This is a genomic window from Ekhidna sp., from assembly GCF_964218185.1.
Lineage (GTDB): Bacteria > Bacteroidota > Bacteroidia > Cytophagales > Cyclobacteriaceae > Ekhidna.
Window position 1 is genome coordinate 385,662 of sequence record NZ_CAXPLV010000005.1, and the last position, 26,914, is coordinate 412,575.

28 protein-coding genes are annotated in these 26,914 nt (G+C 42.2%); 13 read left to right on the forward strand and 15 right to left on the reverse strand.

The window, feature by feature from the left end; translation table 11 throughout:
- Nucleotides 1-66 precede the first annotated feature (66 nt).
- From ACEQZT_RS07180 to ACEQZT_RS07195, 4 genes are all read left to right on the forward strand, one after another.
- Nucleotides 67-2,439: a carboxypeptidase-like regulatory domain-containing protein gene (locus ACEQZT_RS07180; RefSeq protein ID WP_370088677.1), complete on the forward strand. Its 2,373-nt coding sequence runs from the start codon at nt 67-69 to the stop codon at nt 2,437-2,439.
- Complete coding sequence (locus ACEQZT_RS07185; RefSeq protein ID WP_370088679.1) at nt 2,439-3,362, forward strand: DUF4249 domain-containing protein; 924 nt, start codon at nt 2,439-2,441, stop codon at nt 3,360-3,362. The genes ACEQZT_RS07180 and ACEQZT_RS07185 overlap by 1 nt, the downstream gene beginning before the upstream one ends.
- Nucleotides 3,363-3,586: 224 nt before the next feature.
- The gene (locus ACEQZT_RS07190) at nt 3,587-4,705 is read left to right on the forward strand and encodes a hypothetical protein (protein ID WP_370088681.1); all 1,119 of its coding nucleotides are present in this window, start codon (nt 3,587-3,589) and stop codon (nt 4,703-4,705) included.
- Complete coding sequence (locus tag ACEQZT_RS07195) at nt 4,677-5,519, forward strand: tetratricopeptide repeat protein (protein ID WP_370088683.1); 843 nt, start codon at nt 4,677-4,679, stop codon at nt 5,517-5,519. The genes ACEQZT_RS07190 and ACEQZT_RS07195 overlap by 29 nt, the downstream gene beginning before the upstream one ends.
- A gap of 30 nt (nt 5,520-5,549) precedes the next feature.
- On the opposite strand, the gene ACEQZT_RS07200 is transcribed toward ACEQZT_RS07195, so the two are convergent.
- Entirely contained in the window at nt 5,550-5,789 is a 240-nt protein-coding gene (locus ACEQZT_RS07200) for a hypothetical protein (protein ID WP_370088685.1), read from the reverse strand.
- 74 nt (nt 5,790-5,863) lie between these two features.
- Here ACEQZT_RS07200 and ACEQZT_RS07205 point away from each other — a divergent pair, with 74 nt between their 5' ends.
- Entirely contained in the window at nt 5,864-6,298 is a 435-nt protein-coding gene (locus ACEQZT_RS07205) for a hypothetical protein (RefSeq protein WP_370088686.1), read from the forward strand.
- A 110-nt stretch (nt 6,299-6,408) separates the two neighbouring features.
- Here the strand turns inward: ACEQZT_RS07205 and ACEQZT_RS07210 are convergent, their stop codons facing one another.
- The 4 genes from ACEQZT_RS07210 to ACEQZT_RS07225 form a co-directional block, all read right to left on the reverse strand.
- Nucleotides 6,409-6,708 carry a GIY-YIG nuclease family protein gene (locus ACEQZT_RS07210; RefSeq protein WP_370088688.1) on the reverse strand — a complete coding sequence of 100 codons (300 nt, stop codon included), beginning with the start codon at nt 6,706-6,708 and terminating at the stop codon, nt 6,409-6,411.
- Between the two features lie 344 nt (nt 6,709-7,052).
- Nucleotides 7,053-7,865: an anti-sigma factor domain-containing protein gene (locus tag ACEQZT_RS07215; RefSeq protein ID WP_370088690.1), complete on the reverse strand. Its 813-nt coding sequence runs from the start codon at nt 7,863-7,865 to the stop codon at nt 7,053-7,055.
- Nucleotides 7,862-8,368 carry an RNA polymerase sigma factor gene (locus tag ACEQZT_RS07220; RefSeq protein ID WP_370088692.1) on the reverse strand — a complete coding sequence of 169 codons (507 nt, stop codon included), beginning with the start codon at nt 8,366-8,368 and terminating at the stop codon, nt 7,862-7,864. Before ACEQZT_RS07220 ends, ACEQZT_RS07215 begins: the two co-directional genes overlap by 4 nt.
- A gap of 54 nt (nt 8,369-8,422) precedes the next feature.
- The gene (locus ACEQZT_RS07225; protein ID WP_370088693.1) at nt 8,423-9,691 is read right to left on the reverse strand and encodes a hypothetical protein; all 1,269 of its coding nucleotides are present in this window, start codon (nt 9,689-9,691) and stop codon (nt 8,423-8,425) included.
- A gap of 19 nt (nt 9,692-9,710) precedes the next feature.
- On the opposite strand from ACEQZT_RS07225, the gene ACEQZT_RS07230 reads away from it, so the two are divergent.
- From ACEQZT_RS07230 to chrA, 6 genes are read left to right on the forward strand one after another with little or no spacing between them, the layout of a single operon-like run.
- Nucleotides 9,711-10,031 (forward strand): 2Fe-2S iron-sulfur cluster-binding protein, encoded by a 321-nt coding sequence (locus ACEQZT_RS07230; RefSeq protein WP_370088695.1) that lies wholly within the window; start codon nt 9,711-9,713, stop codon nt 10,029-10,031.
- On the forward strand, nt 10,032-10,619 hold the full coding sequence (locus tag ACEQZT_RS07235; protein ID WP_370088697.1) for a thymidine kinase: 588 nt from the start codon (nt 10,032-10,034) through the stop codon (nt 10,617-10,619).
- Entirely contained in the window at nt 10,570-12,729 is a 2,160-nt protein-coding gene (locus ACEQZT_RS07240; RefSeq protein WP_370088699.1) for a hypothetical protein, read from the forward strand. The genes ACEQZT_RS07235 and ACEQZT_RS07240 overlap by 50 nt, the downstream gene beginning before the upstream one ends.
- Complete coding sequence (recO, locus tag ACEQZT_RS07245; RefSeq protein ID WP_370088701.1) at nt 12,729-13,406, forward strand: DNA repair protein RecO; 678 nt, start codon at nt 12,729-12,731, stop codon at nt 13,404-13,406. The genes ACEQZT_RS07240 and recO overlap by 1 nt, the downstream gene beginning before the upstream one ends.
- A gap of 45 nt (nt 13,407-13,451) precedes the next feature.
- The gene (locus tag ACEQZT_RS07250; RefSeq protein ID WP_370088703.1) at nt 13,452-14,414 is read left to right on the forward strand and encodes an isopenicillin N synthase family dioxygenase; all 963 of its coding nucleotides are present in this window, start codon (nt 13,452-13,454) and stop codon (nt 14,412-14,414) included.
- The gene (gene chrA / locus ACEQZT_RS07255) at nt 14,414-15,595 is read left to right on the forward strand and encodes a chromate efflux transporter (protein ID WP_370088705.1); all 1,182 of its coding nucleotides are present in this window, start codon (nt 14,414-14,416) and stop codon (nt 15,593-15,595) included. The genes ACEQZT_RS07250 and chrA overlap by 1 nt, the downstream gene beginning before the upstream one ends.
- 48 nt (nt 15,596-15,643) lie before the next feature.
- Here the strand turns inward: chrA and ACEQZT_RS07260 are convergent, their stop codons facing one another.
- The 10 genes from ACEQZT_RS07260 to ACEQZT_RS07305 all read right to left on the reverse strand — a co-directional run bounded on the left by ACEQZT_RS07260 (nt 15,644) and on the right by ACEQZT_RS07305 (nt 24,750).
- Nucleotides 15,644-16,171, reverse strand: a complete 528-nt coding sequence (locus ACEQZT_RS07260; RefSeq protein WP_370088707.1) for an OmpH family outer membrane protein — start codon at nt 16,169-16,171, stop codon at nt 15,644-15,646.
- Between the two features lie 63 nt (nt 16,172-16,234).
- Nucleotides 16,235-16,768 (reverse strand): OmpH family outer membrane protein, encoded by a 534-nt coding sequence (locus ACEQZT_RS07265; protein ID WP_370088709.1) that lies wholly within the window; start codon nt 16,766-16,768, stop codon nt 16,235-16,237.
- Between the two features lie 25 nt (nt 16,769-16,793).
- Nucleotides 16,794-19,448: an outer membrane protein assembly factor gene (locus ACEQZT_RS07270; protein WP_370088710.1), complete on the reverse strand. Its 2,655-nt coding sequence runs from the start codon at nt 19,446-19,448 to the stop codon at nt 16,794-16,796.
- Nucleotides 19,445-20,164 (reverse strand): isoprenyl transferase, encoded by a 720-nt coding sequence (locus tag ACEQZT_RS07275; protein WP_370089539.1) that lies wholly within the window; start codon nt 20,162-20,164, stop codon nt 19,445-19,447. The genes ACEQZT_RS07270 and ACEQZT_RS07275 overlap by 4 nt, the downstream gene beginning before the upstream one ends.
- A gap of 84 nt (nt 20,165-20,248) precedes the next feature.
- Nucleotides 20,249-20,938, reverse strand: a complete 690-nt coding sequence (locus ACEQZT_RS07280; RefSeq protein WP_370088712.1) for a DUF6089 family protein — start codon at nt 20,936-20,938, stop codon at nt 20,249-20,251.
- A 3-nt stretch (nt 20,939-20,941) separates the two neighbouring features.
- Nucleotides 20,942-22,024: a hypothetical protein gene (locus tag ACEQZT_RS07285; RefSeq protein WP_370088714.1), complete on the reverse strand. Its 1,083-nt coding sequence runs from the start codon at nt 22,022-22,024 to the stop codon at nt 20,942-20,944.
- 159 nt (nt 22,025-22,183) lie between these two features.
- Complete coding sequence (locus ACEQZT_RS07290) at nt 22,184-23,047, reverse strand: NAD kinase (protein ID WP_370088716.1); 864 nt, start codon at nt 23,045-23,047, stop codon at nt 22,184-22,186.
- Nucleotides 23,048-23,052: 5 nt separating this feature from the next.
- Nucleotides 23,053-23,724 carry a hypothetical protein gene (locus ACEQZT_RS07295; protein WP_372530142.1) on the reverse strand — a complete coding sequence of 224 codons (672 nt, stop codon included), beginning with the start codon at nt 23,722-23,724 and terminating at the stop codon, nt 23,053-23,055.
- Nucleotides 23,725-23,726: 2 nt separating this feature from the next.
- Nucleotides 23,727-24,299, reverse strand: coding sequence for a CvpA family protein (locus ACEQZT_RS07300; protein ID WP_370088719.1), 573 nt, complete (start codon nt 24,297-24,299; stop codon nt 23,727-23,729).
- 1 nt (nt 24,300) lies between these two features.
- A complete protein-coding gene (locus ACEQZT_RS07305) occupies nt 24,301-24,750 on the reverse strand; it encodes a GatB/YqeY domain-containing protein (protein WP_370088721.1) in 450 nt (149 codons plus the stop codon).
- Between the two features lie 52 nt (nt 24,751-24,802).
- Between ACEQZT_RS07305 and ACEQZT_RS07310 the strand changes: the two genes are divergently transcribed.
- Both ACEQZT_RS07310 and rmuC read left to right on the forward strand, forming a co-directional pair.
- Complete coding sequence (locus ACEQZT_RS07310) at nt 24,803-25,528, forward strand: pyridoxine 5'-phosphate synthase (protein WP_370088723.1); 726 nt, start codon at nt 24,803-24,805, stop codon at nt 25,526-25,528.
- 27 nt (nt 25,529-25,555) lie between these two features.
- Nucleotides 25,556-26,911, forward strand: coding sequence for a DNA recombination protein RmuC (gene rmuC / locus ACEQZT_RS07315; protein ID WP_370088725.1), 1,356 nt, complete (start codon nt 25,556-25,558; stop codon nt 26,909-26,911).
- The last annotated feature ends 3 nt before the right edge of the window (nt 26,912-26,914 follow it).

Below are 26,914 nucleotides of genomic sequence, written 5' to 3' on the forward strand. Positions count from 1 at the left end.
AAGACCGAAACTATTTAGGTCTTGGTGCGTCTTTCGTAAAGTCTATCACTAAAAACAAACACTGCTTTGAAGAAATTTTTGCTGCTTATTGCGGCTATCCCCCTTTTTATAAGTGCTCAGGAAAAGTACACGATAAACGGTTACATCAAGGATGCCTCCAATGGAGAGGCGCTCATTGGTGCAACCGTTTTGATTAAAGAGCTGAACACAGGAAACATCACCAACGTGTATGGCTTTTATTCTGTCACCATACCGCCCGGCGATTATACGGTTGAGTTCCGATACATTGGGTTTGTTACCCAATCCCGAGCCGTATCACTGACGGAAAATACTCGCATAGATATAGAACTTTCTGAGGAACAAACTCAGCTGGAGGAGGTGGTGGTCACTGCCAAGCCTGAGGATGAGAATGTGACCTCCACAGAAATGAGCGTAGCTGAGTTGGACATCCAGGTAGTTCGCAAGATGCCTGCCATCCTGGGTGAAGTTGATATTATCAAAAGTCTCCAGCTGCTTCCGGGAGTTACCTCCGTTGGTGAGGGTTCTTCAGGATTTAATGTGCGAGGTGGCAATGTGGGTCAAAACCTAGTGCTGTTGGATGAGGCTCCCGTTTACAATTCCTCTCACATGCTCGGATTCTTTTCTGTCTTTAATCCCGATGCAGTAAAAGACATGAAGCTCTACAAAGGAGGCATCCCTGCCCAGTTTGGAGGTAGGCTGGCGTCCATTCTGGATATACGCATGAAGGAAGGGAACAACAAGAAAACGGAATTCAATGGAGGAATTGGAACCATTTTCAGCAGGTTTTCGGTGGAAGCACCTATTAAAAAGGAGAAGTCATCCTTCATAATTGCAGGTCGTCGATCTTACGCAGATATTCTGGCAAGACCGTTTGTAGAAGAACTTAGAAATGGAGCTGCACTTAATTTTTATGATCTGACAGCCAAGACCAACTTTCAGTTCTCAGATAGGGATCAATTGTTTCTTTCCGGATATTTTGGGCAAGACAATTTCAAGTTTGATGCGGACCAGGGATTTAATTGGGGTAACCGAACATCCACAGTCCGGTGGAATCACCTGTTCAATGACCGTCTCTTTTCCAACTTCACATTCTTTTTCAGCGATTATGAATACGAGCTGGCTTTTGGAGATAATCCAAGAGATAAGTTCAAATGGAACTCTGACATCAACACCCTTGCGCTCAAGCCATCCTTTACTTACTTCATCGATCAGAAAAATGAGTTCACGTTTGGTGGTGAAATCTTCAGCTATACGTTCGAACCTGCGCAAGCGACGGGGATCAGTGATGGGGAAGCTATCAACCTGAGTTTGCCCAATCGAAAGGCAATTGAAACAGCACTATATGTCAATAATGAGCAAAGAATAAGTGATGATTTTTCCTTACAGTACGGTCTTAGATTCTCCTACTTCAATTTGATAGGTGCCGGAAACAAGTTCATTTTGGGAGACACCATTCCTGGAAGAAGAAGACCCGTGGAGGATGTCATTGAAGTACCAAAAGGGGAATCGATCGCTAAGCATCACGGTTGGGAGCCTCGCCTGTCCTTGAAGTATCAGCTGAACAGGACCACCTCGGTAAAGGCCAGCTACAACAGAATGTTGCAATACATTCACCTGATCTCAAACACCACTGCTTCTAACCCACTTGACGTTTGGACGCCTAGTTCCAACAACCTGAAACCACAGATAGGCCAGCAGTGGGCAATAGGTCTTTTCAAGAACCTGAAGAATAATCAATATGAAACATCTGTGGAACTGTATTATCGGAAAACGGAGCAACAGGTGGAATACATTAACGGAGCTGATTTGCTTATCAATGAAGCATTGGAGGCTGATCTACTCACCGGTGATGGACGAGCCTATGGCCTGGAGCTTTATGTGAAAAAATTGACCGGACGGCTTAATGGATGGGTTAGCTATACACTCGGCAGAACAGAGCTTCAGGCAACCGGAATCAACAAAGGAGAGTGGTATCCAACCAGGTATGATCAAACGCATAATTTGAAGCTGACCGGATTTTATGAAATCAACGATCGGTGGTCATTATCTTCTACCTTTTCATACCTTAGTGGAACACCTACCACCTTCCCAACTCACCGATATGAAGTGCAGGGAATTACGATTCCTCACAATTCCGATGACTCCAGAAACAATGTGAGACTTCCGGATTATCATCGACTAGATTTTTCAGCCATCCGAAAAGGGCGCACCGTTCGCAAAGATGGAACGCCGCGAAAGAACAGGGACGAGTTGGTGTTTACTGTATACAATATTTACAATCGAGCCAATCCATTTTCGATATACTTCTGGCAGGGAGCGGATCGTGTAAACGTGGGAGAGCGGGCCGATACCCGAGCGACTCAGGTTTCCATTTTCGCTTCATTCATTCCATCCATCACCTACAACTTCAAATTCTAATGAAAAAGCTATTAATCATATTATCGGTTATTACCATTCTCGCGTGTGAGGATGATGTAAATGTGCAACTACCGGATGCTGAACCTGTGCTGGCATTTGATGCATGGATCTATCGAAAGGCGGAGAAGCAAACCATTCGTATCACACGCACGAACTCATACTTTGATGGAAGTGACCCGGTGGGTATTTCAGGAGCAGAAGTGGTTATCGAGGATGGGAGTGGTGAAAGGTTTCTGTTTGATGAAGAAAGCCCGGGTGTGTACAGCTGGATTCCAGCCAATGCTGCTGACTCTTTCGGCACAGTCGGTCAGACGTATTTTCTGGATGTTCGGATTGACGGAAAGCAGTACGGATCAGTCAGCACTATGGGCAGAGTCCCTGAGATTGACAGCATCACCTGGCGTTTTGAGGAGGGCATGTTTGGAGGCGATGATTCCTACTTTGCGGAGTTTTGGGCGCGGGATTTTCCGGGAGCCAATGATGCCTACTGGATCAAGAGTTGGAAAAATGGAGAGTATCTCAATAAGCCCGCTGAGATCAATGTCTCCTATGATGGAGCTTTTTCTCCGGGAGGGAATGCCGATGGACTCACTTTTATTCAGCCCATTCGCGATGGGATTAACCCTTTTGAATTGGATGAGAATGATGAGTTTGTTCCACCATTTCCCGAACCCGGAGAAGATAGCGTTTACGTTGAGATCAACTCCATTACACCTGAGGCCTGGTTTTTCTGGAATCAGGTGCTTATTCAAACAAACCGTCCCGGAAGTTTTGGAGAATTGTTTGCGACGAGCTTAGCCAACGTAGAATCCAATATTGTGGCAGATGATGATGAGCAGGTGGTTGGGTTTTTCTGTGTATCCGCAGTGAAGGGGCTTGGAAGGAAATTTACCGAAGATGCAATCCGCGAGGTTCCGAAGTAGAAATTTTTTGAAATCAAAAATCCATTTTGAACCAAAACATCGTACGTATCATCAAAACAATTATAGGCCGTGATTGCGGTTTTATAGCTGGTTGGTGATAGAGCCCCGATCATGAAGGTGGTCGGGGTTTTTACGTCCTAACAAAATGTTAATGTTTCCAAAAAACTGAATCCTGACAAACCCATTTGCGTATCTTGGGTCAATCACTCAAAATCACGCGAAGTTTGAAGAAACTAATTCCTATCCTTTTCATGTCCCTGCTGTGTGGATGTGAGCAACAACAATCAAACCACCCGGTCTTCAAGTACTTTCCTCAAGAGGTGTTTGAAGATGGCTATGTAAGCAAGTACTATTACCATTATTATCCTGATAATCCCGATCAGCGAGCAGGTACAGAAGTTCGGTATACGAAGTATGTAAAGTTGGATGATACCCACTATACTACCGAAAACTATAATGCGGGGTATGATTTGGTCAGCACTCGTCAGTACGTCGTTGAGGGAGATTCAATTGCTCTTGAAAAAGGGTTCGGTGTTAGCACTCGTGATGTGACGGATACCACTGAAATGAACATTCTTGATAAGACAATTATGGTATGGGAAAGTGAAGCAAAAAGTCCATATCGGGTCAGTTATACCTCCGGCGATGAAGAATACATATACACAGAACATCAAACCGCAGTTGCTGATACAATTATAAACAATAGCCCAGCCAAAACATTTTACATGGTTTGGAATTATAAACATGCAGCATCTGACTCTATTGTATCTGAAGGAGAGACCACTACTTATTATGTGAAAGACCTTGGATTTTTCGGGTCACAAATAAAAGCACCTAATTATACTCGACACATTGAGCTTGTGGAACAGATGTCTGTTGAGGAGTTTGAAGAAAGAGCGAATCATGGAGATCACCGTGTGGCATGGATCGATCCGAAAAACACTATAAGCAATGATACAGATTTTAAGATCTGTGGGCATGAAAGACGAATTGCAGATTACTATAATTCTACACCTCAGGGAGCATATATTCATAGTAAAAGAGCTTTGGAGGATACGATATTTTCAAATCTGGATCGGTCAAAACTTTTAGATCAAAGTGGTCGATTGGTTTTCAGGTTTGTTGTAAACTGTGAGGGAAAAGCCGGGCGATTTATTGCTAAAGGATATGACCTGAATTACCAACCAATGGAGTTTGATTCAGAGACGGTTGATCATCTATTTGGGCTTTTACAAAAACTGAAAGAGTGGAGTCCTGTTATGATACAGGACGAGGCTCGAGACGCATATTTCTACATCACATTTAATATTGAAAATGGTGAAATCGTCGATATACTTCCTTAGTCTGGTACTCCTTTCAGGCTTGATCTCCTGCTCAGAGCGGGAGTGGTACAAAAAAACGTTTACTGCAGAGGAAATGAAGCAGCTTAGTCCACAGTTAAGAGGAGGACGGGTGTATTATTATCAGGGGTCTGTTCCCGAGCAGTTCCAATTAAAAGAGGCATTTAAAATGGACTCAACTGATGCGGATCTCTGGAGGGAATTTGGAACGGCTCGAGTAAAGCGTGGAATTCTGGATGAGATGTATTACTACTACAATGAGGCGGTTAAGAGAAAACCGATCGTATGGGCCGGCTTTCGCGGATATATCTACCTCTACTTTTATCGAGATTATGAGCGTGCCATTGCAGATTTCAATCTGGGCGATGAGGTAAGCGGTGAAGTGGAGTATTCACAGGGACAGAGTCATGATTACATGCGAGGCATTTGCTATTACGGTCTGGAGGAGTATGCAACAGCGCTCGATTATTTGAATCGCTACATCAACAAGATCACGGAAGAGGAAGGTGAGTCGTGGGTGGATGTATATGCGATGCTCTACAAGGGACTTGCACTTATCCAGCTGGACAGTCTGGATGACGCAATTGTTGAGTTTGATCGGGTGCTAAAGTATTATCCTCAGCTATCCGATTGCTACTACCATAAGGCTCGAATCTATGTGGCCAGAGGTCAGTTCGATTTGGCGCTTAAGGAGCTAGATCAGGCAGAGGAATATTTCAATAAGGGCTACTTTCATCAGCGACCATATGTGGAAGTACTAGAGCAAATTTATTTACAGGATATTCAAGAGCTGAGGAAAGAGATCAGCACGATTTAAGGACAATATGGATATTCACTGACGGTCATCCTAAGACTTCTTCACCTTCTGATTCCCCGTGATGGCATCAATCATTTTCACGTAGCTTACCTTCTTGCCGGAGTGAATGGAGACATAGAAAAACTGCAAACCTTCAAGTTCTACCTTACACTTGCCAAGCTCGTACCTTAGAGCGGTGACCTCATCGCCCTCCTGGATTAGCTGTCCATTCATATCCAGCAGTTGAGGAGGTTGTTTTTCTCTTGGTTTCTTTTTGAAGAATTTGAGCATGGGCTGCAATGATAAAATAAATGAGTTTCTTGTCAATGCTTAGTACTTTTCCATCCTGATCTAAGAACTCACCTATGTCCGTAATCAAAGAGATCTATGATGTAGCCAATGATGCAGCGGCGCTCAAGCAAAAAAGGTCGGCCATCAAGCGTGCGCTACGCACAGAGCTGAAGCTCAATCATAAGTTTCTACAGGATGTGAAGGCCAAAGATGTGGATGACAAGCGCAGGATAGAGATGCTCAAGATGCTGGAGATAGAGGAGCTGGCCTCCGCTGTGAAGCTGGAGATTCCTTATACACTGCTTTCCCGTAAGGAAGTGGATGAAGAGATCGCTACCAGATACCGAGCCAAGCCCATTCAGGGGTTCAGTATCGGAGATCTGATCGAAAATCTTTATCTGATGATTTCTTATTTGAAGAAAGACTACAAAAACCCACGCATTCATCTCAATCTTCGGTTGATTAATATCTACAAGTACAATCGGGTATTGATAGAGTTGTTGAAGTGAGGATTTGTTATTATTCCTTCCGTATTTTATGAGACTGCTTCGTCGTACCTCCTCGCAGTGACGTATAAAAATTAGAATCGTCATCGCGAACGCAGTGAAGCGATCTCATTCTACCATTCAGCGACCTCATCAAAGAGATCATTCCATTTGGGGTTTACAGAGTTAATCAAATCCTCCTTCTTCTTTCTGGAACCTCCCTTTAGTTGTTTTTCACGAGCTATAGCTTCTTCAATGCTGTGAAATGATTCATAATAGACAAGTTTGTTCAAATTGTATCGGGCAGTAAAGCTTTTTGGCTCTTTCTTTTCCTTATGATTGGTAATTCTGGTGTAGAGATCAGAAGTGACGCCTACGTATAAAGTGGAGTTGGATTGGTTTGTAAGTATGTAAACAGCTCCGCCTTTTTCCATTAGTTAAAAATAATTGAGATTACTTCGATAAGATGTTGCTATTTCGGTCCTTCCTAGCGCAGCGAAGGAATCTTTAATTTTTATGAGACTGCTTCGTCGTACCTCCTCGCAGTGACGATTAAAATTTAGAATCGTCATCGCGAATGCAGTGAAGCGATCTCACAATTTGAAGTGACTTTTTAATTCTAAGATTGCTTCGTCGTTCGTCCTCACTTCTCGCAATGACGGTAATCATGAAGGCTGCTTCGGCAAACCTCGCAGTGACGTCAAAAATTGAAGATCTTGAATCATCGATTTGTAAGAACACGAACCGTGACGGAGGCTCATAAAATAATAAAAGGCGACTATGTCGCCACATTCCCCACCACCTGCATGGTCTCCAGGCTAGGGTTTTCGCTACCACCGCGAGGCTCTATGGTCACGGCAAAAGCAGCCGCATTTGGTCCGATATTTTTCATCTGCACGAGTAGACTGCCATTGTTAGGGTCAAACACTCCGGCATCAACAGGCACACCATCAATGATCGCCCAAAGCTGATATTGCTGGTCTTTAGAAAGTTCTTTTAAGTTTTGGATGCTCAAGTACACGTCTGCGGTACTTTCATTCCAATAGACAGTGGCCAGTGCACCCGGTGAGTTTTCTGTGCCATTCATGGTCACCCGCCTGTAAGCCGAGCTGTTCATGATGGCTACTGCATCCTGTATGTCATCCAGTTGCTGGTTTACCTGATTGTAGTTTTCGGCAAACTGTGCATTTTGAGCTATCATATCTGCCAGCTTGACTTCAGCACCCTGCCATTTTTTCCAATAGGTAAAGGCCAGCACCGCAGAGGCTAATGCCACAAGTACGGAAGCTGCCGCAGCAAATTTGAGAATACCATAAGATCGGTCAGTTTGCATTTGCACCACCGGTGCTTCTTTCTGATCGCTTGCGCCTTTTTCAATCTGAGCCATCAGTTTTTCTTTCACCCCTGCCGGTGGCTTCACGGCAGTAGCAAAGGCAAGCGTTTCCATAGATCGCTCAATCTTATCCAGCTCCTCCCTGATCTCAAGGTGATTGGCAGCAGCCTGCTCCACTTCTGTGCGCTCAGCCGGCGAAAGCTGATCCATCACATAGGCTTCCAGTATGCCTGACGATATGTATTCTTCTATGTTCACTCTACTTGCAATACTTTTCTCATATTCTTCAATCCCATCCTCAGGCGCGTCTTTACTGTCCCGAGAGGAATATCAAATTCTTCCGAAATTTCTGATTGGGTATAGCCTTTAAAATACACCATCTCTAAGATGAACTTTTCTTCATCCCGGAGGCTGGTAAGCGTCTCTTTCAAGCCAATTCCATCGACATTTAGGTGGTTTAATTTCGATCGCTCTATTCCAGTTACGTAGGTTTCTATATTATCGGTTTTCCCAACCTTCTTCATTTCTTTCGATCGCAATTTATCGATCGAGAGATTTCGGCTGATATTTACCATCCAGGTAAAGAATCGGCCTTTAGAAGCATCGTACTGTTCAATCTTATCCCAAAACTTCATGAAGGCATCTTGCAGCACCTCTTGTGCCACTTCTTCATTATTTATAATCCGGGAGATTGCTCCATAGATAGCTGCAGAATAATTGTCGTATAGGTAGCTGAATGCATCTGCCTGCTTCGCCCTCAAGCGAGCGACCAGTTGATCTTGATCGATTTGTTGGTTTGGCAGACTCACTAATTATTACCTGAATCTTCTAAATAGGACTTTCAAAAACTCCTTCACTTCGTCAGACTGCATGTCCCACTCATTGTGCTTAGCATACCCTTGCACAAGGAACTCGACTGAAGCATCGAAGCTGTCATATTCTTCCAACTCCATAAGAGCGTTTTCAAACTCATTCTTATCATTTCGGAAGAGATCCTTGATAAACATGTAGCGGTGATTCAGGGAAATGAGGCTTAAAATACTCCCTTCCTTCGGTGCTTTCTCATGGTGCTCTGCAAGGGTTTCTTCTTCCTTCTCAAACTGCTTGTTGATGGTCTCTTCAGGAAAGTCATCTTCCTTGTCATCATCTTCCAGCATCACAGGTGTGCGCATTTCTCTTTTAGGTTCCTCTTCCTTTTCCTCTTCGTCTTCTTCACCTTCTTGAACATCCGCTTTTTCCTCCTGCACTTCTGCTATTTCTTTTTCGGACTCCACCGGAGGATTGGATGTAGGAGTTTCATCAAAATCCTCATCTGCCATGGCATCATCCTCAGCATCTATTTCTACGTCTGCACTTTCTTCATTGGCATCCGGCGCAGTTTTTTTGAATCTAGGCCGATCATCCACCAGATCCTCTTCTCCCGGCTCAAACAAGTCGTCCTCATCAAACTCATCCATCTCAGGATCGTCAGAAAAGATTTTTTCAGCTGTGATCTCCAGTACCTCAGAGAGTAGCGCACATTCCTCATTCACGGCCTCCGTGGTGTCAAAATCGTCAAACTCCTCGGGCAGTTCATCGATGACATCATCGATGGTGAGGCCCTTCATGTCTGAGAGGAAGTTTTGAATTTCTTTTTTGTGGATTTTGAGGTACTTCACAGTACCCTCCACCGATTTTTCTTTGATTGATTCTACGCCTCTGCTGTCAAGGTCAATCTCGACATAGGCTTGTGGCATAGCAGCTAGGTAGATAGTGTCTTTTACTGCATGATTTAGCAGCGTTTCAAACTTATCTCGGTTTATTTCTATGTGCTGAGACAGCACGTTCATAAACTGAATCATGGCCTGACGTACTTCCTCATGCTTGTAGTTGAAGAATGGGCTTTCCAGTTTTTTGGTTTCCTCTTGCCAGTATCTGAAGAGAAGTTTTATGACAAAGAAATTGACTTGCTTGGAAGGAGTAACCTTCAATATTTCTTTTCCGGTTATGACCTCTTTCCCATCTTTGAAAAAATCGGCAGTCACTTTGGATGCAAATTTCTCACAATAACCGTCTATAAAGTCTTCGTTTAGTTTCTTTTGCATTCTTGAAATTTGATAACGTATGCCTACAGTAGTAATCGCCAACCTACAAAGTAAAACTATTCATTGTGAGGATAAAAGGGAAAGTTTGCTGGATATTTTGCTTAGTGCCACGGACTGGATGCATGCTTGTGGAGCCAAAGGGAGGTGCACGACGTGTAGGGCAAAAATTATTTCTGGGTCTGAGAACCTAACCCCCAGAACAAAGCCGGAGGAGCAATATTTGAAATTGAATAAATTGCGAATAGATGAGCGCCTGACTTGCCAAACCCACGTAACCGGGGATGTGACTGTGAGGGTTCCTGATGAGACACAATTGCCACATTTGACTTATTCTGAATAGATGTTTGTAGAACCCCACATAGGAAAAGGTACGCTGAGGCGTGGAGGCTGGATTGAGGTAGTCTGTGGATCTATGTTTTCAGGAAAAACAGAGGAGCTGATTCGAAGACTCAACCGCGCGATGCTGGCCAATCAACATGTAGAAATTTTCAAACCTGCTGTTGATAAGCGGTATGACAAAGTGAAGATTGTTTCACACAAGGATTCCTCCATTCCATCAACTCCGGTAAATTTTGCCAATGACATTTTGCTAAGAGCCGGAAACTGCGAGGTGGTTGGTATTGATGAGGCTCAGTTTTTTGATGAAGAGATAGTAAATGTGGCAAACGAGCTGGCTAATAAAGGGAAGCGGGTAATTGTGGCTGGTTTGGATATGGATTTTAAAGGCATTCCATTTAAACCCATGGACTCTTTGATGTCTATTGCCGAATACATTACTAAGGTGCATGCTGTTTGTATGAAGTGCGGAAATGTGGCATCATATTCTCACCGACGTACTAAATCGAAGAAAACGATAGTTTTAGGAGAAAAGGATATTTATGAAGCGCTTTGCAGATCTTGTTTCTTTGAGGCGGTGGGGACTAAGTAGCCTTGCTTTCCTAGTAGGATGGGTTGCCATTTCTCAGGACATAGCTATGGGAACCTGGCGCACGCATTTTAGCTATTCCAATGCTCGGATTATTGAGGTTACATCAGATAAGATATTTTGTGCTTCTGAAAATGGGCTTTTCTCTAGAGAAATAACAAGCGGGTCACTTCGTAGACTATCCAAAATTGATGGATTGTCTGATGTAGGGGTTTCAGCCATGAGATATAATTCGGACTTAAATGTGCTGGTTGTCGGGTACCGATCCGGCTATGTCGATTTTATATTTGAGGACAAACTGCTTAACATCTCAGATCTTGCTAAAACAAATCTGGAGGTAGAAAAGACGATCAACGATGTGGAATTTGGCTCATCCAGAACCTACCTGGCCACAGACTTGGGTGTCATTGTGGTTAACACCTCCACGGCTGGTATAGCGGAAAATTATGTACAAATCGGTACCGGAGGAAATGAAGTAGAAGTGCTTGAGATCGTTTACCGAAATGACTCATTGTTTATTCGTACGAGTGAAGGAATTCAGGCTGGGAGCTTATCAACAAACTTGCTGGATTTTAATAATTGGTCAAGGTTTCCCGCGACATCCGGATTTGTAAATCTTACACTTGTAGGCAGTGATCTTTATGCTACATTCGGTTCAGATTTACGGATTTTGACCAGCGGCTCCTGGCTAGATACAGGAGCTGATTTGCCGGCTGGTGCCACAAAACTATTTGAGGTCGATGGTGAATTGGTTACTTACGGTAATGGAGTCATCTACACATTTGATGGAACTGTGTTTCAAAGTACAGCTAATGTTTCTGCCTCAAGTGTGAATGATCTTGATCGCATAACTGACACCTTCATCATCGCTGATGGTGAATTGGGTCTTGTTGATAATAAAGGCGATGTGCTATCACCTGCTGGACCAATATCAGATTTGTTTTCAAATTTTCGTATCATCTCTAACCAGCTTTTTGGGTTTCACGCTCCGTCACCTTTTGCCTATGATGGCTCTCAGCAGGTAGCCTCATTTTCAGTTTTTGCTGAAGGCACCTGGCAATCAAAGTCCATTGCAGGATTTACCAATGTGTCAGATGTAGCAAGATTCAATGGAAGCTTTTATTACGCATCCATCGGTGATGGAATCTATGATGAATCCGGTGAAACCATTCTGAAAGATATACCCGGCAGCTCTTCCGAACTGGATACTGTCATCACTGCATTGGGTTCAGCCGAGAGGTTGTGGGTTTCTTCTTTCGGTGCTACCAACCCTATTCACACCATGGATACAGAACAAAACTGGATGTCCTTTTTTTTAGGAGAGAATGAGTTTTTGACGATAGATATTGCTGAGCTTGGAATAGGCTGGCTTGGCGCAGCATCGGGAATAATTACGGTTTTAGATCCTGAGGAGAATCTTTCAGATTTGATCACCACAGCAGATGGACTCCCCTCATCATTTATTGATATTGACATAAGCGTGGAGGACAATGCGTGGGTGGGAACATCGAGAGGACCTGCACTTTTTCCGAGCGCATCATTTATTTTTTCGGACTCACAAGGCATCCGTCCTTCATTTGAGAACCGAACACTTTTCGAAGACCAAACAATAAATGCTGTGATGACAGATGGTGGTAACAGAATTTGGTTTGGTACTAATAGTGGTCTATGGGTGTTTGATGAGAATACATCAGAGCAGGTGGCGGTTTTCAATGAAGAAAACAGTCCTCTCCCTTCCAATAGCATTATCCAGCTTTCCTACAATGGAAGCAATGGCGAGGTGTTTGTACTTACCGATAAAGGGATGGTTTCCTTTCGAAGTTCATCATCAATTGGAAGCCGAACACACAGCAATGTGAATATTTTTCCCAATCCAGTCCGGCCTGAATATCAAGGCCTGGTCGGTTTGACGGGCCTTGCAAGAAATGTGAACGTGAAGATTACAGATGTTAATGGGAATCTGGTAAGGGAAATCGACGCAAATGGAGGCTCTGCTTCGTGGGATCTGACCAATGTGAAAGGAGGTAAGATTACTACAGGCGTGTATCTTTTCTTCAGTTCATCACTAGATGGAGAGGAGATCTATGTTGGGAAAATTGCCGTGATACGCTGATGATTGTAAAATCAAAAGGGATCGTTCTCAGCTACATGAAGTATGGCGATACATCGATCATCGCCAGAATATTTACAGAGGATCAGGGGTATGGATCGTATATCGTAAATTCAATCAGAAGCCAGAAGTCAAAGAAAAGTATCGGATATTTTCAGCCATTTACCATGCTGGACCTGGTCCTTTACGTAAAGGAGACACGCGACTTACAGCGCATTTCCGAGTTTAAAAGTCACCATCCGCTTCATCATATTCATCAGGATTTAATCAAAAGCACGATCACTCTTTTTTTGACAGAAGTATTTTCAAAATTGCTCCAGTCCGAGCAATCACCTAATCCTGAACTTTATAATTTCGCCGAGGAATCAATTAAAACATTTGATGGACTGAAAACCAGGGTGGAAAATTTTCACCTTCAATTTCTACTGAAGGTAGGCCCTTTTCTAGGCTATGCCATCGATGACATTGACAACCTGTTTAGTTCCACAGATAAGCTGGCACCATCTCACGAAAACCATGGGGTGATGGATTTGCTGATGAAGGAGCCTTATGGGTATGAGATAAAGATGGCTCGGGAAGATCGTGCTAGTATGCTCGATACGATTTTGGAATACTATGAGCACCACGCGCATATTTCAAAACCAAAATCTTTGGAGGTGCTGAGAAGTGTTTTGAATTGACTTCCACTGAATTCTGAATTAAATTGTAGAACTAATTGACTAGACATGGCTGATATACTTTATGATCAGGTTCCTTCGCTGGATCTAGCAGATTTTACGAAGGGGACACAAGCTCAAAAAGACGCATTCGTAAAAGCACTAGGGGAGGCATATACTAACATTGGTTTTGTATCCATCAAAAATCACGGACTTTCTGATGAGCTCACCAAGAATTTGTATGAATCGGTAGAGAAGTTTTTTCGGCTGCCTGATGAGGTGAAGCTTAGGTACGAAAAGAAAGAATTAGCCGGGCAAAGAGGATATATAAGTAAGGGGAGAGAGAAAGCGAAGGGGAGCAATACAGGGGACTTGAAAGAATTCTTCCACGTAGGTCAGCCAGAGCAAAACCAGCGGGAAGATTACCCGGAGAACATCTGGCCCAGTGAAGTTCCGGAACTTGAAAAATATACGACTGAAGCATATTTAACCCTTTTAAAGACAGGAACCCAGATGCTGAGAGCAATTGCCTGCTTTCTTGAACTTCCCGAAAACTACTTTGATGATAAGGTGAAAGAAGGCAACAGCATTTTGCGTCCAATTCATTATTTCCCCATCGATGACCCTGACTCACTCCCGCCGGATGCCGTTCGGGCTGCTGAGCATGGTGATATCAACCTGATAACGCTTTTGATGGGTGCCAGTGCAGATGGCCTTCAAGTATTGAGAAGGGATGGAAAGTGGATACCGATCACAGCACTGCCGGATCAAATTGTGGTCAATGTGGGTGATATGCTGGAGAGACACACAAACGGAAAGCTGAAATCTACTATTCACCGAGTGGTAAATCCACCTCGTGAATTGATGCATACTTCCAGATTTTCTATACCATTTTTCATGCACCCTATTTCAGAAATGGATCTTTCCTGCCTGGACGGATGCATCGATATGGAACACCCAAAATCATTTGAGGATATTACGGCTGGCGAATTTTTAGATCAAAGGCTCAGAGAAATCGGATTGAAAGCCTAATGTCGATTCGTAGAGTTAGAAATATAATCTTCCTGAAAGATGTTGCCCTTTTGTCTTTGACCGCATTCGGGGGACCACAAGGTCATTTTGGAATGTTTCTAGACCTTTTTGTTACCAAAAGAGGCTATCTCACTGAGGAAGACCTGATCGAGCTTTATGCACTGTGTCAGGTTTTGCCCGGGCCAACTTCTACTCAAACCATTACCGCACTTGGCTATAAAATAGGTGGTCCAAATTTGGCCTACCTGACATTGTTTGTATGGGCCCTGCCTGCTATATCGATCATGACTGCCTTTGCCATTTTTGTAACTACGGCTCAGGACATGAACATCTCACTGGACTTTTTGAGGTTTATCGAGCCGATTGCTGTTGGGATCGTGGCATACTCATCCTACAAGATTTCGGTGAAGGTTGTGAATACCAAGGTAGGATTTGGGCTGATGGTGATTTCGGCGTTTGCATCGTATGCATTCAAGTCGCCCTATGCGTTTCCGATATTGATCATCCTTGGTGGGTTAGCTACCACCTGGAAGTATAAAAAGCAGCCGATAGAGGAGAAGGAAAAGATCAGCATTAATTGGTCCAATTTGATTCTGTGGATTTCTGTACTGATTGCTGCTGCCGTTTTGGGTGGGGTTACTCAGTATCAGCCGATTAAAATATTCGAGAACTTTTATCGAAACGGGAGTTTGATTTTTGGAGGAGGGCAGGTTTTGGTACCTCTCTTATATACTGAATTTGTCGAGTTTAAGGAGTATCTCACCTCTCAAGAGTTCATTTCTGGTTATGGGTTGGTTCAGGCAATCCCGGGACCAGTCTTTTCATTTAGTGGATATGTTGGTGCGATCAGTGCCAGAGAGTTTGGAATTGGGGGTCAGCTACTTGGCTCAAGTATGGCTGTTGCTGGGATTTTTCTACCGGGCACATTTCTGATATTCTTTATAATTAGATTCTGGGAGCAGTTAAAAAAATATCGGATTGTAAAGGCATCTCTTGAAGGAATCACTGCCGTAAGTGCAGGCATGGTGATTGCGGCAGCTTTTCTTCTTTTCATGCCCATGGAGCAAAAGATTATCAATTTTGTTTTACTTTTTGCAACTGTTGGGATGATGCATTTCACCAAAGTCCCCACTCCTATAATCGTTCTCTTAGGATTGATTTTCGGATTTGTAATAGCATAAAAAAACCCTGCTGAACTCAGCAGGGTTTCGATTTTCTTTTTGCTTCTATTAGTTTCCAGCAGGAGGATCAATTCCTAGTTTTTTCAAAACAAGGTTGGTCACATTGTCTTCTTCACGAGCGTAAAGAAGGATGCTCTGTCCACTAGCTGTCATGTTGAATACATGAGTGTAGCCATTGTCTTTTGATACTTGCTCAATTGCAGTTCCGATTTTTTCAAATGCGGGCTGAAGCAATTGATTTCTTTTCTGAATCATTCTGTTTTGTGCATCTGCTTCAAACTCCTGTATGGAAGTCTGCATACTCACAATTTCGTTTTCGATATCCAGTCTCACATCCTCAGAATAAGACTGTGCATTTTTTTGATAGTCTGCTACCTTGGTTTGGTAGTCTTTGTATTTTGCCTCAAGTCGAGTGGATAGTTGCTTGTCATAAGCTGCTAGCTCACTTTCGATTTGTTTTGCCTCCGGCATCAGGCTCAAAACGTACTCTACATTTGTATAGCCTATTTTCAACTGCGCCATCACTCCAAATCCGATCACAGCAAGGGCAGTACTTAATAAAATTCTAACTTTCATAACTATTCGTTTTTATGGTTTGGGCCTTAGCCCATTGGTTCAATTAAGATTCAATTTTTATGCTCAATTATTATTTACGCTTTGATTTTCTACCAATCCAAGATCTTCAAGCACGAAATCCGTGTAATCATGGATAGGATCGGTATAAATCATCACAAGATCTCCTGACTTGTCGAAAACTATCTGGAGTCTGTTGTTTTTTGCTACTCTTTCTACAGCATCAAAAACCTGATCCTGCACAGGTTTTACCAATTCTTTTTTCTTCAGGAAGTAAAGCCCGTCAAATCCAAAAATGGATTGCTGATACTCTTTCACTTCTTTCCACTTTCTCTCGATTTCTAAATTTCGCTCTTCCCACATTTCTTTGGTAAGCAAAACCTCCTCGGCCTTTAGCTCTACCTCCATCGCTTCCACTTGTTGATAAAGTTGCTGTATCTCCACTTCCCATCCCTTCGCAAGTTTTTCAATTTCTGCTTGAGCATCTTTATACTCAGGCATTTTTTGAAGTATGTATTGTGTGTCTACATACCCAAATTTTTGCGCAAATGTAAAAGCACTGAAAAACAGTCCAAATAGCAGAAGTGATATCTTTTTCATGGTATCAATGTTTATGACACATTTTTTAACGTATCTGTTGGCCGATTGAGAAGTGGAACTGTGGACCTGCATTTTCAAATGAGCCATCTACACGGTCAAAACCATATGCCCAGTCAATTCCCATAAGACCAAACGCTGGCATGAAGATTCTAAGGCCTATACCTGCAGATTTTTTTATGTTATACGGGTTAAATTCTGCAAATCGATCCCAGTTGTTTCCGCCTTCAACAAAGGTCAAAGCATAGATTGTAGCAGATTGTGCCAATGAAATTGGATACCTGATCTCCATCACATACTTATTGAAAAGTGTTCCTCCTTCGATGTTATTTTCCCGATCAAAAGGAGTTATCGAGTTGTTTGGATAGCCTCTCAAACCAACTACATCTGTACCAAGCAGGAAGTTTTGACCTGTGAGTCCATCACCTCCAAGCTGGAATCTCTCAAATGGCCCAACATCGGTCTTGCTCGTATAAGTACCCAGGTACCCGAAGTGTGCGCGAGCCGATAGCACGAGTTTGCCTGTTAGAGTTAGGAAGTACTTGCTATCAAAATTCCACTTATGATATTCAAGCCATTTGTACCTGTCTTGAGGTTCTGCATTTTCATAATCTATATCTCTCCACAGTGAATAAGGAGGAGTAAATGAAGCACTCAACGAGATACTGGATCCATTTCTAGGATACATTGGCTGGTTAATAGAGTTCCTTGCGAATGTGGCGTTAAAAGTGAAACTATTAGCATCACCAGTTTGGAAACCTAATGATCTACTATTGAATTGGAATAGGTCGTAGCGCTGATAAGAGATACCTGTACTTACGGTGAAGAAATCGTCTGGCCACTTTACTCTACGACCCAAAGAAGCTGAAATGCCAGTCACTTTAAGTGAGCCAAGCGTTTCGTTTGTAAATCTATTGATTGATCGCTGGATGGATTTACTATAGCTCAATCCAAAGGAGTTTGGCTTTCTTCCTCCTAGCCAAGGCTCCACAAAGCTGAAAGAGTAGCTCTGGAAGCTTCTGCCATTAGCCTGAAATCTTACAGAAAGGCTTTGACCATCTCCAACTGGTAGACCTCTCCAGTTTTCAGGTTTTGTGATGTTTCTTACTGAGAAGTTATTGAAGGTTACACCGAATGTTCCTACGAACCCGAAAGCACCTCCCCATCCACCAGAGAGCTCAATTTGGTCATTTGAACGCTCTACTAACTGCCACTCAATATCTGCGGTTTCATTGACTGGATCAGGCACTACGTTTGGATTTACCTGCTCCGGATCGAAATACCCAAGCTGAGAAAGCTCTCGTTGAGTTCTGATAAGGTCTGCCCTGCTGAACTTATCACCAGGCATGGTTCGAAGCTCCCGCAGAATCACATGGTCATTGGTTTTATCATTCCCACTGATAATTACCTTATCGATAGTCGCCTGACCTCCTTCAAACATTCTCATTTCAAGATCAATTGAATCTTGGTAAACACCGACCTCAACGGGGGTGATATTGAAAAACAGATAGCCATCATCCATATATAGCGAGCTAATATCTGCACCGTTTGGATTGAAGTTTAACTTTTTATTCACCAGATCCAGGTCGTATACATCTCCTTTTTCTATACCTAAAATTCGCTGCAATTGATCATCAGTATAGATGTAGTTTCCGGACCATGAAATGTTTCTGAAGTAGTATTTGTCCCCTTCATCTACAGTCATCTCAACATTCATGTACTTTCCTGAAATATCATATGTTGTGTCCGAGATTATTTCAGCATCTCTGTATCCTTTGGAATTGTAGAAACCGATTAGAAGGTCTTTGTCTGCCTCATAGTCTTCTTTTACAAATTTCGCCGACTTAAAGAAGTTGAGGTTTACATGGGTTGCCATGTATTCTCGAACTTCCTCTTTGCTCACTTTTTTCGAGCCTTTAACGAAGTTGATTAGGTTTGGAGGCCATACAAGATATGCTGCTGTTTCGATGATTTCTGTAGGAAGTGAAAACTTCGGAACCATTCCGGTACTCTTCAGTTTAGATCTCAGTTTGGCAGAGGTGAATTGTTCATTGCCATTGAAACGTACGTTTCTGATTTTTACTTTCTGCCCCTGATCGATAACAATTTTGAGATATGCGCTATTTCTTAAAATCGTGTCATTCTGTTGAAAAACATTAACCTCAGCGTTAAGAAAGCCTTTGCTTTCCATGTATCGCATCACGGCTAGTTCGGTATTTTTAATTACTACATCAGTCAAAACTTTACCACGGATCAAGCCTATCTTATCTTCAATTTCTCCCTGCTTTGTCTTGTTTACTCCTTCGATGACATACTTTGTCAACCTTGGGCGCTCTGTTAGCTCGATGACCAGCCAAATTTTATCGTCTTCTACTTTTGATGCATATATGGACACATTGCCGATGATACCCTGATTCCACAGTTTTTTGATGGCGGTGGTAATTTCATCACCAGGCACTTTGATTTTGTCACCAACTCTTAATCCGGAAAGGGATATCAATGCATTGTTATCTAGGAATTGTACCCCTCGTACTTCAATATCAGCAATTTCATATTCCTTGGGACTGGAGTAGTTGATAGAAACACCACTGTTGGTCTGACCCTGAGTTCTGCCAAAAACTACCTGCGATGTTGCTTCATAAAAAGCCGCTAGGGCCAAAACGATTAAAAATGCTTTCTTCATGCTTTCACTTGATCACTCGTCTTTCCAAATCTTCTTTCTCTGTGTTGATAGGAAATAATTGCTTCGTATAAATCTTTTTTTCTAAAATCAGGCCAAAGTACTTCTGTAAAATGCAACTCTGTATATGCCATCTGCCAAAGAAGAAAATTGCTAATGCGCATTTCTCCACTGGTTCTTATTAACAAATCAGGATCTGGCATCCCCTTAGTAGACAGATGCTCATCAACGTCTAAAGGTTCGATATTGGTCTTCCCTTTTTTTAGCATCGCATTCATTGCCTGAACCAAATCCCACTTACCACTATAGTTCAGAGCAAGTACCAGCTGCATTCCTGTATTGGTACTTGTCTGCTCAATGGCTTCTTTAAGCCTGTTTTGAGCTTTCTCTGGCAGCCCTGATGTTTCACCAATAGTTGCCAACTTTATGTTGTTTTCTTGAAGAGTCGGAAGTTCGTCCTTGATAGTATTTACCAAAAGTGTCATTAGTCCATCAACCTCGTATTTGGGCCTTTCCCAGTTTTCGGTGGAAAATGCATACAGGGTAAGGAACTTCACACCAAGCTCAGCCGATCCTTCCGTTACGCTTCGCACAGCTTCTATAGCGTTTTGATGGCCAAAAATTCGCTTCACTCCTTGCTTTTGCGCCCATCTCCCATTTCCGTCCATTATCACTGCTATGTGATCGGGAATATTGGCTTTGCTTATTTGATTCTTCAGTTCCTCCAACTCCTTTTTCAAAAAGGCTACAAAAATGGTCTTTTTTTTACTTAAAGGGAATGGAAACCAATGATTTAACTTCTATTAACGAGAAAGAATTGACTGGTTAGGGCGGTAAGGGAATGGACATGGCACATTGAAGAGGGTAATACTGAAAGAAAAGCCTGTAAAAAAGTACCAATCATCATCTTTTGGGTTCCCGTATTGATAATCTTTGATGGTCTGATCATTGTCTGAGATGCCATCGAGATAGTCAAAAAAAGTCTTTCTTGCTCCTGCCTCAAACCCTATGGTATATTTCTTTTGGATCAAATATTTGAACCCGACTCCAACAGGAAGCACTGGTTGAATCTTGCCAACACCTTCGTTATCCGGTACGTCATTAAAATTTATAAACCCTATTCCCCCAAATAAATACGGTGAGTAGTTAACCAGAGAATTTTCAGTTTTGAAATCCAGAAAGTGATACTCAAAAACAGACGATACTTCTAAAATGGTAGAGTTGAACGAATGGCCTCTTTGAACAGCAAATGCGTCTATTGGCGTTTCCGATCCTCGAACCTTTCCCACAGTCAAAGCCAATTTCACGGTTAGAATTTCGGAAAAATTCATTCGATAAAAGCCGGTTCCCGCAAGGGATGATGTACTGAAGCTATATCCTCGGACTAAGTCACCGGAATAGTTCATCGATCCCAAACCACCACCAAACTCCATGAATTGGGAGGAAGCGCTCAGGCCAAATAGAATAGAAAAAAAGAAGAGTAATTTTCGCAAATTTTATCTGTATTTCGCACGTCTCCGTGTGGTTCCACCCAGCACATAGGACACTTTTATCTGAGTAACGAAAAACATGTCATTATCGTCTGGATTGCCACGTTTTGAACCATCTAATCCAGTACCAACATTACCTTCTATGAAGTAGCTGTGACCAGCACCATGATCATTTAAGATTCTTAGGTTTGTTAAATCTCTTGCCTCACCTTTTGAGCTAAAGGGCACTGAACCCTTATCTGACATAATTCGTGCTAGATCATCGTTAAATTGGTCTAGGCCAACATAGTTTGTACTAACATCATCAATGTAATCAGTAAAGAGGTATCTCAAGCCAAACTCTAAGCCTGCTGTTAACTGGGTATTTGGAATTCGCATTTGAGCTCCCACTGATATTGGAATTGAAAAAGCAATGCTTTTGTAAGGTTCAACAATACCCAAATTTTGTCCCTCAGTTCCGAGTGGTCTGAGTTTTACCCATTCACCAGCCTGAGGTGCCGCAACGGATCCATCTATGGCAGTTTGATAGTCTGCGTCTGGCACCTTGCCTTTTGGTTCATGGTGGAAAACAGCTCCCCCAAGAGAAAGGTATGCATTAAATGGTAATCGCTGATTTGGACCACCGTAGTTCGGAATTAAGAAAATTTGTAAGCCAATTCTAAATTCTTTAATGTCATTTCTAAAACTAAGATTTCTTGCATACCTTGGAAAGCCTTGCTCCGACCCTGGATCTGACGTAAAATCATCACCAAAAATCCTCACCCAATTGAGCTCGGCTGTGACTGCCATGGAGTGATGAAACTTATAACCACCCAAAAGGCCAAAGCCAGGTCGGGTGAATGAAACGTCTGTACTAGCGGCTTTATTTACAGGAGCCAAGTCGCCAAAATAGTTTCCTGCGTTGATCTGGGCACCAACAAAGTAGTAAGGTTCGAATCGACCGTACCCTCTTAGTCCCCCTTTGTAGTGAGAAACTTTTTTATTGGTTTGTCTCCTTTTTTTGTACTTATTTCTTTGAGCTTCTGCATTATCCGCTAGCCCCAGCATGGCTACAGAAAGGATAATTACTAATAGGCTTTTGAGTTTCATAATTCACTCTTTTATAACACAAAATTATGCTATTGATTATTCAATGATCTTTAAAATTCAGATAAATCGCTAATAATCAAAGCTTAAAAGTAGGTAAAGAATATGCTTTTTCATCCGTAAAAATGGTCTATTCACCAAATATTGAATAAAAAACAGGTTTTAGTTACGCTTGTCAAAGCCCCATCCAAGCTTGTTTCGGATAGTGTCTGGGAAGCTGATCCCATCAATTTTAATGAGTTTGGCTTGAAAGGGCGCCTTTTTTACCGTTATATCTACGTCATTTTCTATGGTTTCAGACCTTGAATCCAAGGAGATAAGAAAACTTCTATTTCTGGATTCGATCTCAAAACGCAATTCAGAATCATCCGAAACAATTAATGGTCTCACATTGAGATTGTGAGGGCTGACCGGCGTGATAACAAAGTCCTTTGAATCGGGCATCATTAAAGGGCCTCCACAACTCAACGAGTAACCTGTGGATCCTGTAGGCGTGGCAACCATGAGTCCGTCTGCCCAGTAGGTATTAAGGTACTGGCCATTGATGTAGCATTTTACCATAATCATGGCTGACGAGTCTTTTCTAAGAATGGCACACTCATTCAATGCATACGTTTTCCCCTGAAATAATTCAGAATTGCTTTCCAATGACAAGAGCGAACGGCTTTCAATTTCATATTCTCCTTTGAAAAGCAGATAAAGTGACTCTTTGATGTATTCTTTAGCAATAGATGCAAGAAACCCTAGCCTGCCCATATTGATACCCAGGATTGGCACCTCACTTTTTCCTACCAAAAGCAATGATTCTAAAAAAGTACCATCACCACCTAAGCTGAAAACAGCATCAAAATCCTCAGTAATCTCGCTAACTACCTGCGAATTATTTAATAAACCAGAATTGCGAGAGAGAAAAAGAGACGTAACACTAATGCTTACACCTTCCTTATTTAGGCGGTCTATGATTTGGGTTAAATATTTCTCAGAATTTTTTTCGACTGCCAAGCCGTGCAGGATTATCTTTTTCATTGGTCTCATGGATCAAGAAATTTCATCAGTAACCCAAAACGGTCTTTTTCATCAAATGAGTTGTCTTCTGTGTTGAAAGACGAAGTTACTTTATAGCCGCTTTTCGAAAGTCCAGTTGCTATTTGATTTACGTCCTGATGATTTATCCTTAGAACTATTTCAATTAATGAAGGATCATCCAGATCTGGTTTGATATTGGCGCCAAGTACAGTTGAGCCATTCATTTCTACAACTTTGGAAATTTGAGCTAGCGAATAATCGTTGAGGCTGGATTGAAGCGTAATAATTGCTCCTTGTGAATTGACAATTGCAGTTTTGGCAAATTCTTTCAAAATGTCTGAAATAAGTACCACGCCCTTAAACTGGTCATCGAAAACAACAGCTACCATATCCATACGATGGTCATTCTGAACTTTTAGAATATCATAATAGTGACTCGAGGCAGGAACGATGCAGCTCTGACCCATAAGTGGATAGGCTCCAACCTCAGGGTGCATTATTTCAGAGTCATATAGTAGCTCTTCCGAAACAAAACCAAGCAGTTTATTTTCAGATACTACGGGCAGTTCTTTTACTCTAAACTCATCCATCCATTGTTTTGCGCGAGCAATATCATCGCCCGGCTTCAGTGGCGGAACCATGTAGTTTATGAGTTGTTCTGCTATCATAGTTTTCATACTCAAGCTAGTCGGACATTTAATATTTCTGAGAGTAAGGTCATATAAGTGTCTTTGTTTTTAGGCAACTTTTCCATTGAGTCGATCAGGTCTCGAATGAAAGGAATCACCTCACTCAACCATTCAAATACTGTGGGTCCGATATGTACAATATACGGAAAAATGATAGTATTGTCTGCATATCGATTGGCAATATCAAAACCTACTGATTCAAAAACCCAAAAAACAATACTGAGGATAAACGCCCATTTGAACAATCCGGCAAATGCGCCAGCAAGGTTATCGACAGACCCAAAAATGGTCATGTCAATCATGTTTTTCAAGGCTTTTGCTCCAGCTTTAATAGCCAAACTGAGAAGTACAAACAAACCAATAAACACCAGAATGGCAGCCACTTCAAAGTAGCTGGTATCTCCAAAAAGACCTGTTGAGACCGGGACAGTAAGCTCTAAAGCAAGGAACAACCCGATAAAAAAGGCTACAAATGAGAGTATCTCGACAATAAAGCCCCTCATATACCCCTTTACCGCACCGAACCCAAGCAGGATTAAAATGATGATATCAAACGTGCTCAAATTAGCTTAAAAGTTTTTTAGCTAACGCAGAAATAAGTTTTCCGTCTGCTCTGCCAGCTAGTTTTTTAGTAGCTGTTCCCATTACCTTGCCCATATCCTGTGGACCCGCTGCACCTACTTCTTCAATGACTTTTTTCACTTCGGCCTCAACTTCAGATTCAGAAAGTTGCTTTGGTAAAAAGCTTTCAATCACAGCTAATTCAGACTTCTCTGTAGCCGCTAGATCATCTCGATTCTGCTGCTCAAACACTTCAATAGAATCTTTTCTTTGTTTTGCTGCCTTAGTGAGTAATTTCATCTCGGCATCTTCGGTTAGTTCACCGCCTCCGCCTTTTTCAGTTTCGGCAAGTAAAATTTGTGATTTGATTGCCCTTAAGGCACGAAGACGATCTTTGTCTTTGGCAAGCATGGCCTGCTTTATTTCTGATTCTATGGTTGATTTTAAACTCATGGTAACATTGTTTTAGAATGAACAACTTTGCGAAGAAAAACATTCTTAAGCTATGACCCAACTTAGTGTTAACATCAACAAGTTCGCGACCCTCCGAAACGCAAGAGGTGGAGACAATCCCAATGTGGTGCAAGTAGCAAAAGATTGTGAGCGATTTGGCGCACAAGGGATCACTGTGCATCCACGGCCAGATGAAAGGCACATAACAAAGCAAGATGTTTATGATCTCAAAGAAGTAGTAACAACAGAATTCAATATTGAGGGGTACCCGGATGATCGGTTTATGAAAATCATCGAAGAAGTGAGACCTGCTCAGGCTACCCTAGTTCCTGACCCGCCAAATGTCCTTACATCAAATGCAGGCTGGGACACAATCAAGAATGAAAAAATGCTGTCGGAGATCATTGCGCAAATCCAGAGTTGGGGGGTGAGAACGTCAATTTTCATTGAGCCGGAAAACAAATTGATGGACGGAGCTAAAAAGTGTGGGACTGACCGTGTAGAGCTCTATACAGAAATGTATGCATCTGGATATCATAAGGATAAGGCCAAAGCGATAAACTCTTACAAAACCTCATCCGAGCATGCTCAAAATATTGGCTTGGGTCTTAACGCCGGCCATGACCTTGACTTAAAGAATCTGAAGTATTTGAAGCAACAAATTCCGTATCTTGAGGAGGTATCAATTGGTCATGCTTTGGTGTGCGATGCGCTTTATTTTGGATTGGAAAATACGATCCAGATGTATTTGAGAGAACTTGATGTTTCATTTTGCTAAACATTTTAGTAAAATGATTATTTTTGAATGATGGAATTTTCGAGCTTAATGTTTTTGGTTGTGGGTTTGGTCATTGGTGTGCCAATGGGCTGGCTTGTATTTCGTGTGAGAAATACTCAACAAGTGCCTGAAAGCGATGAACTCAAAATTCAACTGAAGCTTGAAATGGAGCGCTCAAAGAAGCTGGCTGAGGAATTTCAGCAGCTAAATGATGAACTAAGAAGAGAGCGCGAAGAGGTCATTCATCTAAACAATCAAAACTCTACACTAAAGGCGAACTACCAGAATCTCCAAATCAGGCTAGAGGAGCAGAAGGGTGAGCTGGGTCAGCTGCAAGAAAAATTTGCCTTGGAGTTTAAAAATCTAGCGAACGAAATTTTTGAAGAAAAAAGCAAGAAGTTCACAGATCAGAACAAGACCAACTTGCACGAACTGTTAAATCCGCTTGGCCAAAAATTGACGGAGTTTGAGAAGAAGGTGGAGCAAACAAATAAGGAGAGTCTTGAAAGGAGTACAGCATTGCGTGAGCAAATCATTGGTCTTCGCGAGCTAAATGACCGCATGACGAAAGAGGCTGAGAATCTGACTAAGGCACTGAAGGGGGATGTGAAGATGCAGGGAAATTGGGGAGAGGTTATTCTTGAGCGTATCCTGGAAAAATCAGGACTTGAAAAAGATAGAGAATACATAGTTCAGGAGACACTACATTCTGAAGCAGGCAGGCGCTTACGACCCGACGTGATCATTAAGCTGCCCGACAATAAGAATTTGGTGATTGATGCCAAAATGTCTCTGGTAGCTTATGAAAAATACATGAATGAGGAGGATGAGGTCAAAAAAGAGCAACACCTGAAAGATCACATTATATCTGTAAAGGCGCATGTAAAAGGTTTGGCTGAAAAGAATTATCATCAACTTTTTGATGGAGGTTCTTTGGATTATGTGCTGATGTTTGTACCTATAGAATCGGCCTTCGCATTGGTGGTGCAGCATGGTGGAGAACTGTATAATGAGGCGCATGAGAAAAGCATAATAATAGTTAGTCCAGCCACTTTGGTAGCTACATTGCGAACTGTTTCCAGCATTTGGAAGCATGAATATCAAAACAGAAACGCACTCGAGATTGCGCGTCAGGGGGGAGCTCTTTATGATAAGTTTAAGGCATTTGTAGATGATTTGATCGAAGTAGGGAAATCACTAGATAAGTCCAAGCAGCAGTACGGTCAGGCAATGAACAAACTAGTAGAAGGTAAGGATAACCTGATCAGGAAAACTGAGCGTTTGAAGGAGCTCGGCTCTAAAACATCCAAATCAATGGATGAAAAACTTCTCTACAGAGCGGGCGCTAAAGATGATGAGGAAGACACTCCGAAGTTGTTTTAATTT

Excerpts from the sequence above, each read along its gene's own strand:
- ACEQZT_RS07210 (WP_370088688.1), bottom strand. The coding sequence starts at position 6,708 with ATGGAAAAAGGCGGAGCTGTTTACATACTTACAAACCAATCCAACTCC.
- ACEQZT_RS07235 (WP_370088697.1), top strand. The coding sequence starts at position 10,032 with ATGTTTGTAGAACCCCACATAGGAAAAGGTACGCTGAGGCGTGGAGGC.
- ACEQZT_RS07250 (WP_370088703.1), top strand. The coding sequence starts at position 13,452 with ATGGCTGATATACTTTATGATCAGGTTCCTTCGCTGGATCTAGCAGAT.
- ACEQZT_RS07225 (WP_370088693.1), bottom strand. The coding sequence starts at position 9,691 with ATGCAAAAGAAACTAAACGAAGACTTTATAGACGGTTATTGTGAGAAA.
- ACEQZT_RS07305 (WP_370088721.1), bottom strand. The coding sequence starts at position 24,750 with ATGAGTTTAAAATCAACCATAGAATCAGAAATAAAGCAGGCCATGCTT.
- ACEQZT_RS07270 (WP_370088710.1), bottom strand. The coding sequence starts at position 19,448 with ATGAAGAAAGCATTTTTAATCGTTTTGGCCCTAGCGGCTTTTTATGAA.
- ACEQZT_RS07185 (WP_370088679.1), top strand. The coding sequence starts at position 2,439 with ATGAAAAAGCTATTAATCATATTATCGGTTATTACCATTCTCGCGTGT.
- chrA (WP_370088705.1), top strand. The coding sequence starts at position 14,414 with ATGTCGATTCGTAGAGTTAGAAATATAATCTTCCTGAAAGATGTTGCC.
- ACEQZT_RS07195 (WP_370088683.1), top strand. The coding sequence starts at position 4,677 with ATGGTGAAATCGTCGATATACTTCCTTAGTCTGGTACTCCTTTCAGGC.
- ACEQZT_RS07265 (WP_370088709.1), bottom strand. The coding sequence starts at position 16,768 with ATGAAAAAGATATCACTTCTGCTATTTGGACTGTTTTTCAGTGCTTTT.
- ACEQZT_RS07200 (WP_370088685.1), bottom strand. The coding sequence starts at position 5,789 with ATGCTCAAATTCTTCAAAAAGAAACCAAGAGAAAAACAACCTCCTCAA.
- ACEQZT_RS07260 (WP_370088707.1), bottom strand. The coding sequence starts at position 16,171 with ATGAAAGTTAGAATTTTATTAAGTACTGCCCTTGCTGTGATCGGATTT.
- ACEQZT_RS07290 (WP_370088716.1), bottom strand. The coding sequence starts at position 23,047 with ATGAAAAAGATAATCCTGCACGGCTTGGCAGTCGAAAAAAATTCTGAG.
- ACEQZT_RS07240 (WP_370088699.1), top strand. The coding sequence starts at position 10,570 with ATGAAGCGCTTTGCAGATCTTGTTTCTTTGAGGCGGTGGGGACTAAGT.
- ACEQZT_RS07285 (WP_370088714.1), bottom strand. The coding sequence starts at position 22,024 with ATGAAACTCAAAAGCCTATTAGTAATTATCCTTTCTGTAGCCATGCTG.
- ACEQZT_RS07230 (WP_370088695.1), top strand. The coding sequence starts at position 9,711 with ATGCCTACAGTAGTAATCGCCAACCTACAAAGTAAAACTATTCATTGT.
- rmuC (WP_370088725.1), top strand. The coding sequence starts at position 25,556 with ATGATGGAATTTTCGAGCTTAATGTTTTTGGTTGTGGGTTTGGTCATT.
- ACEQZT_RS07310 (WP_370088723.1), top strand. The coding sequence starts at position 24,803 with ATGACCCAACTTAGTGTTAACATCAACAAGTTCGCGACCCTCCGAAAC.
- ACEQZT_RS07295 (WP_372530142.1), bottom strand. The coding sequence starts at position 23,724 with ATGAAAACTATGATAGCAGAACAACTCATAAACTACATGGTTCCGCCA.
- recO (WP_370088701.1), top strand. The coding sequence starts at position 12,729 with ATGATTGTAAAATCAAAAGGGATCGTTCTCAGCTACATGAAGTATGGC.
- ACEQZT_RS07205 (WP_370088686.1), top strand. The coding sequence starts at position 5,864 with ATGTCCGTAATCAAAGAGATCTATGATGTAGCCAATGATGCAGCGGCG.